The organism is Bacillus sp. JJ1474 (genome assembly GCF_036965225.1).
GTDB lineage: Bacteria > Bacillota > Bacilli > Bacillales > Cytobacillaceae > Cytobacillus.
Window position 1 is genome coordinate 44,392 of the sequence record NZ_JBALPC010000009.1, and the last position, 6,109, is coordinate 50,500.

6 protein-coding genes are annotated in these 6,109 nt (G+C 39.8%); all 6 read right to left on the reverse strand.

Going from position 1 to position 6,109, the window contains the following annotated elements; all coding sequences use genetic code 11:
• Window positions 1-45: 45 nt before the first annotated feature.
• Entirely contained in the window at window positions 46-360 is a 315-nt protein-coding gene (trxA, locus tag V7164_RS01795; protein ID WP_335345229.1) for a thioredoxin, read from the reverse strand.
• A gap of 193 nt (window positions 361-553) precedes the next feature.
• Window positions 554-1,531 (reverse strand): electron transfer flavoprotein subunit alpha/FixB family protein, encoded by a 978-nt coding sequence (locus V7164_RS01800; protein ID WP_335345230.1) that lies wholly within the window; start codon window positions 1,529-1,531, stop codon window positions 554-556.
• A gap of 40 nt (window positions 1,532-1,571) precedes the next feature.
• Window positions 1,572-2,345 (reverse strand): electron transfer flavoprotein subunit beta/FixA family protein, encoded by a 774-nt coding sequence (locus V7164_RS01805; protein WP_335345231.1) that lies wholly within the window; start codon window positions 2,343-2,345, stop codon window positions 1,572-1,574.
• A 300-nt stretch (window positions 2,346-2,645) separates the two neighbouring features.
• On the reverse strand, window positions 2,646-3,419 hold the full coding sequence (locus tag V7164_RS01810) for an enoyl-CoA hydratase (RefSeq protein WP_335345232.1): 774 nt from the start codon (window positions 3,417-3,419) through the stop codon (window positions 2,646-2,648).
• A gap of 35 nt (window positions 3,420-3,454) precedes the next feature.
• On the reverse strand, window positions 3,455-4,042 hold the full coding sequence (locus V7164_RS01815) for a TetR/AcrR family transcriptional regulator (RefSeq protein WP_335345233.1): 588 nt from the start codon (window positions 4,040-4,042) through the stop codon (window positions 3,455-3,457).
• A gap of 232 nt (window positions 4,043-4,274) precedes the next feature.
• Entirely contained in the window at window positions 4,275-5,978 is a 1,704-nt protein-coding gene (locus V7164_RS01820; RefSeq protein WP_335345240.1) for an AMP-binding protein, read from the reverse strand.
• Window positions 5,979-6,109 lie beyond the last annotated feature (131 nt).

A 6,109-nucleotide genomic window follows, 5' to 3' on the forward strand; every position in this document is an offset into this window, starting at 1 on the left:
TAAGGGGTCAGACTACAAGTCAGACCCCTTACAAATCTAATCTTATTATGCATGTTTTGAAAGAAGTTCTGCAAGAGCTTCTTTCGGCTGGAAGCCAACTACTTTATCTACAACTTCTCCGTCTTTAAAAACGATTAAAGTCGGGATGCTCATAACACCATATTTTCCTGCAGTTTCTTGGTTCTCGTCTACGTCTAGCTTGACGATTTTTACTTTATCGCCCATTTCTGTATCTAGCTCTTCAAGTACTGGAGCGATCATTTTACAAGGTCCGCACCATGGTGCCCAAAAATCTGCAAGGACAACTCCTGAACCAGTTTCAGTAGAAAAAGATTGATCTGTAGCGTTTATAATAGCCATCGAAATGCCTCCTATTTTTAAGTGAATAATAAATATAACGACAGTATACCATTGTTTATTCCCACATGCTAACGATTTGCTTCGACCGTAATTTCCCCTATATTTTCAATAACTATTCATATTGAATTTTTGGTTTGAAATCATTCCTATATAGAAAACAAGCGGCATATAGCCGCTCGTTTATATAGTTAGCTTATGCATTTATTAACAGCTTCTTAAACTCTTCTGTAAGCATCGGAACTACCTCAAACAGGTCTCCGACAATCCCATAATCTGCAACCTTAAAAATATTTGCCTCAGGGTCTTTATTAATCGCTACAATAACTTTGGAGTTTGACATACCGGCAAGATGCTGAATCGCTCCTGAAATTCCGCACGCGATATAAAGGTCAGGTGTAACAACCTTTCCTGTTTGCCCAATCTGCAATGAATAGTCGCAATAATCTGCGTCACAGGCGCCACGAGAAGCCCCAACCGCACCATTTAGAACTTTTGCAAGCTCTTTTAATGGACCAAAGCCTTCCTCACTCTTGACTCCGCGCCCTCCAGCAATTACAACCTTCGCTTCAGAAAGATCGACTCCTTCGCTTGCCTTGCGGACAACCTCTTTAATAATGGTGCGGAGATCTTTAATATCAACTGATAGAGAAGAAACGTCTCCTGTTCTAGATTCGTCCTTTTCAAGCGGGCTAATATTATTCGGGCGGATCGTAGCGAAAATTAAACCATCAGTAACAATTTTCTTTTCGAATGCTTTTCCTGAATAAATAGGACGAGTGAAAACTAAGTTGCCTCCTGTTATTTCTAAGGCAGTTACATCGGATATCAATCCTGAGCTTAATTTAGCTGCAATTTTTGGAGCTAGATCCTTGCCTAAAGCTGTATGGCCAAAAATCAGTCCATCCGGCTTTTCTGCATCAATGACAGCCATAACAGCCTGTGAGTAGCCATCTGATGTATATTGCTTAAGTTTTTCATTTTCAATGGTTACAACACGGTCCGCACCATATTGGATTAATTCTCCGCCTAAAGCGCTTACAGAATCGCCAATTAATATTCCTACAACTTCTCCGCCTTCTGCTGCGGTTTTTGCTGCAGCCACTGCTTCAAAGGATACATTACGCAATGATCCGTCACGGACTTCACCTAAAACTAATACTTTTCTAGCCATTATGCTTTACCCCCTGCGTTCATATTCTTGTATATTCCGATCAGACTACTTTTGCTTCAGTATGAAGAAGTTGTACAAGCTCTTTTACTTGATCTGCAAGCTCGCCTTCGAGGATTTTCCCTGCCTCTTTTTTAGGGGGAAGATAGATTTCAATTGTTTTTGTCTTTGCCTCAACATCGTCTTCCTCAAGGTCAAGATCATCAAGCTCAAGCTCATCAAGCGGTTTTTTCTTTGCTTTCATAATCCCTGGCAATGATGGGTAGCGTGGTTCATTTAATCCTTGCTGAGCTGTTACTAATAAAGGCAGGCTTGTCTCAATTATTTCGGAATCCCCTTCAACATCACGAACAACAGTTACATTACTGCCCGCAATATCGAGCTTTGTAATCGTTGTGACATAAGGAATATTTAGAAGTTCAGCTACCCGAGGTCCAACTTGGCCCGAACCGCCGTCAATCGCAACGTTTCCAGCAATGATTAAGTCAGCATTCTTGTCTTTTAAATATTCGGAAAGAATTTTTGCAGTTGTAAATTGATCACCGTATTCTAAGTCATCTTCAGTATTAATTAATACAGCTTTATCAGCACCCATAGCAAGGGCAGTACGAAGCTGTTTCTCAGTTTCTTCATTTCCGACAGAGACAACCGTTACTTCTCCGCCATTTTCATCACGAACTTGAATAGCTTCCTCGATTGCATATTCATCATAAGGGTTAATGATAAATTCTGCTCCATCTTCGTTTATTTGACCGCCTGAAATCGTAATTTTCTCTTCTGTATCAAAGGTTCTTTTCATTAAAACATAGATGTTCATGATATCCCTCCTAATAGTAAAAGCGTTAGTGCCTCGCCCAGGGGCTTATGACCTCCGACGTACAGGACGTACTAGTGCAGATGAAGACATTAGGCCGTGCCGTTTTTAGTCGGCGAGCCCCTAGGCACTGCAGCTAGATAAAAAAAAGCTAATGACTGAAAAATGAAGGTTAAACGTGTAGCGAAAAATTTCATCACTTCTAAAGATTAAGAAAATTCATTTCGTACGGGCCGTATACCCCGTACATGATAATTATAATAGATTGCTAGAAAAATTGTTATCGAAAAAAAATAATTATTTCTATTTTCCTGTAAATTTCGGTTCTCTTTTCTCGATAAATGAAGAAATTCCTTCTTTTCCATCCTCTGAGACAAATACATCTCCGAACAGTTGTGCTTCCATCTTTACCCCTTCAAAGTATTCTTTAGGCTTTGAATAGTTTAAAAGATCGATAGCAGCCTTAATGGAAACTGGACTCTTCTTGGCAATTTTCTTTGCTATGTTATAGGCATTTTCTAAAAGCTCGCTTTCAGGGTAAGCATGGTTGGCAAGACCATATTGTACTGCCTCTAATCCTGTTATCGGATCACTTGTAAAAAGCATTTCGGCAGCCTTAGCTGTACCAACGAGCCTCGGAAGACGCTGTGTTCCTGCAAACCCGGGGATTAATCCAAGCTGCAGCTCAGGCAGCCCAAGCTTAGAATTCTCGGCGACTAATCGAAAATGACATCCCATAGCAAGCTCTAACCCACCGCCAAGTGCGGCACCATGAATGGCAGCTATGATAGGCTTAGGGAATGTTTCCATTCGTTCAAATAATTCTTGGCCATAGGTTGAAAGTTTAGAGAAATCATCTCCAGTTTTGATTGTTGTAAATTCTTTAATGTCTGCTCCTGCTGAAAAGAAACGCCCTTCTCCGTGTATTAAGATGACCCTGATTTCGTCATTGGCTTCAATTTCATCTAATAAAGCCGATAACTCCTTCAATAATCCTGAAGAAAGAGCATTTGCCGGAGGGCGTTCAATCGTAATAGTAGCTACCATATCCTGATTTGACCATTTTAAATACTCCATATTTCATCCCCTTTTCTTTCAAAAAAATTCAATGGTTATTGACGCGCGGCACAGCCATTGAGAAGCAGTTGATGCACGGGTCCTGCTAACGAGGTTAAATCATACTTTTGCTCATTCATCACCCAAGTTGTGACTGTCTCATCCATCGTGCCAAAAATCATTTGGCGTGCTAATCGGGTATCTAAAGCGGCAGAAAACTCACCGTTTTCTTTTCCTTCTACTAGTATTTTTTCAACTAAAGAAAGAACTCCTTTTAGAACTTCATTAATTTTATGACGGATCTCCTTATTGGACTGTCTGAGTTCCAATTGAGTCACGATGGCAAGATGACGATCCTCAGAAAGCATATTAAAATGTGTTTCAACCAATACTAATAATTTCTCTGCGGCTGTTTCTTTTCCTGCAATTTTCTCTTCATATTTCTCAACAAAGTATCCCATTTTTTCTTGAAAGAGAGAGATAAGGATATCTTCTTTATTCTTAAAATATAAGTAAATCGTTCCGTCAGCAACGCCAGCCTGCTTGGCAATTTTGGAAACCTGTGCCTGATGATACCCGTTCTCTGCAATGGCTATGACTGCGGCATCAATGATTTGACGATATTTAGGTTTGTTCTTTTTCATCGTGTCCCTCCTTCCAAGAAAGTGTAGGCTTTTATCTGTATAAAGGGCGAATGATTGCTAATCATAATGAATGAATCGTCATTCATATTTTTATAATAGTTCTACAATTCCGTTCTGTCAAGAAACTGTTGTGCAATTTTTGATGGACGGATCTATTATGTCATTTATTAAAAAATGGTACAAGCCTAATTCTTCAAAAATAAAGAGCCGAAGTAGAAGCTCGGACTCAAAATTAAGCCTGCTTTTCCTGATCATCATTTAGTCTCTTTTTTTCTTCATCTATCAGGGCTCTTCTCAATATTTTTCCAACAGCTGTTTTCGGAAGCGCATCCCGGAATTCGTAAAGTCGTGGAACCTTATAAGCTGCTAGGTATTTTCGGGCAAACTCATTTAATTCTTCTTTATTTGCGTTTGTCCCTTCTTTTAAGACAATATAAGCTTTTACCGTTTCTCCACGATATGGATCAGGTACTCCAGCTGCTACAACCTCCTGTACGGCAGGGTGTTCATAAAGGACTTCTTCAATTTCACGCGGATAAATATTATAGCCGCCAGCGATAATCATATCCTTCTTACGGTCAACAACATAGAAATAGCCTTGTTCATCCATATACCCGAGGTCACCCGTTAAAAGCCAGCCATCCTTTAAGGATTCAGCTGTTTCCTCTGGACGATTCCAATATCCCTTCATGACTTGCGGACCCTTAACGACAATTTCTCCAATCTCACCGGACGGAAGAAAATCTCCAGTTTCTAATGACAGAATTGCTGCATCTGTATCTGGCCATGGTACACCAATACTTCCCTTTACACGCGGACGATCCCAGAGAAAATTAGCATGGGTTACCGGTGAAGATTCTGTTAAACCATAGCCTTCAACAAGCTTGCCGCCTGTTACCTCTTCAAACTTTTGCTGTACCTCTACAGGTAGAGCTGCTGAACCGCTTATACACGAATCAATAGAGGAAAGATCATATTTCCCCAAATCCGGATGATTTAATAGTCCAATATAGATGGTTGGAGCCCCTGGGAACAGAGTCGGTCTTTGTTTTTGAATCGTCTTCAATGTTGTCTCTACATCGAATTTTGGCAGCAAAACCATTTTGTGCGCTTCCATAACCGATAAAATTAACACCGTTGTCATTCCGTACACATGGAAAAATGGCAATAAGCCTAGAACAACCTCTTGCCCACGTTTACATTTATAAAGCCAAGCCTTACACATGGACGCATTTGCGACAAGATTCCGATGTGTCAGCATAACCCCTTTCGGAAATCCAGTCGTTCCACCTGTATATTGTAATAGCGCTAAATCTTCTTCGAAATCAAATTCATATTCCTTCAGTTTTTTCGCTGGCTGCTTTAGAATTTCAGTTAATAAATGGTTGCTTCCTTCATGCCTGACGTTTACAACGATTCCATATTGCTTCTTTTGCAGAAAAGGATAAACTAAGTTTTTCGGAAAAGGAAGGAAGTCTTTGATAGCGGTTACAATTATATGCTGTAAATCAGTTTGCGGCTTAACCTTCGTTGTCTTTGGAAACAATATATCCATCGTAATGATCGCCTTCGCCGCTGAATCCTTCATTTGGTATTCAAGCTCCCGCTCCGTATAAAGAGGGTTCGTTTGTACGACAATTCCTCCAGCTATTAGGATGCCAAAATAACTAATAACAGCAGGCGGAATATTCGGCAGCATAATAGCTACCCGATCACCTTTCCCAATTCCAAGTTCCTGAAGATAGGAAGCAAGCTTTAAAGAGGATTCATAAATGGTTCGATAAGTAAATTCCTTTCCCATGAAATGAATGGCAATTTTCTCTGGATGATCATCAGCCGCTTTTTTTAAATAGTCTTGAACAGGCTGATTTGGATATGTCAAAGATGAGGGTATTTCTTCCGGATACGTTTGAAGCCAAGGCTTATTAGGTAACAACATATTCCCTCCTTCTAAAGTATTAAATATTTAGAACATTCCAATTGTTCGTTCTTATTATAATATAATGAAGTTTACATGACAATTGGAATAATAGGTTTTTGTATATTTTTAACATGTCCAAATAATCA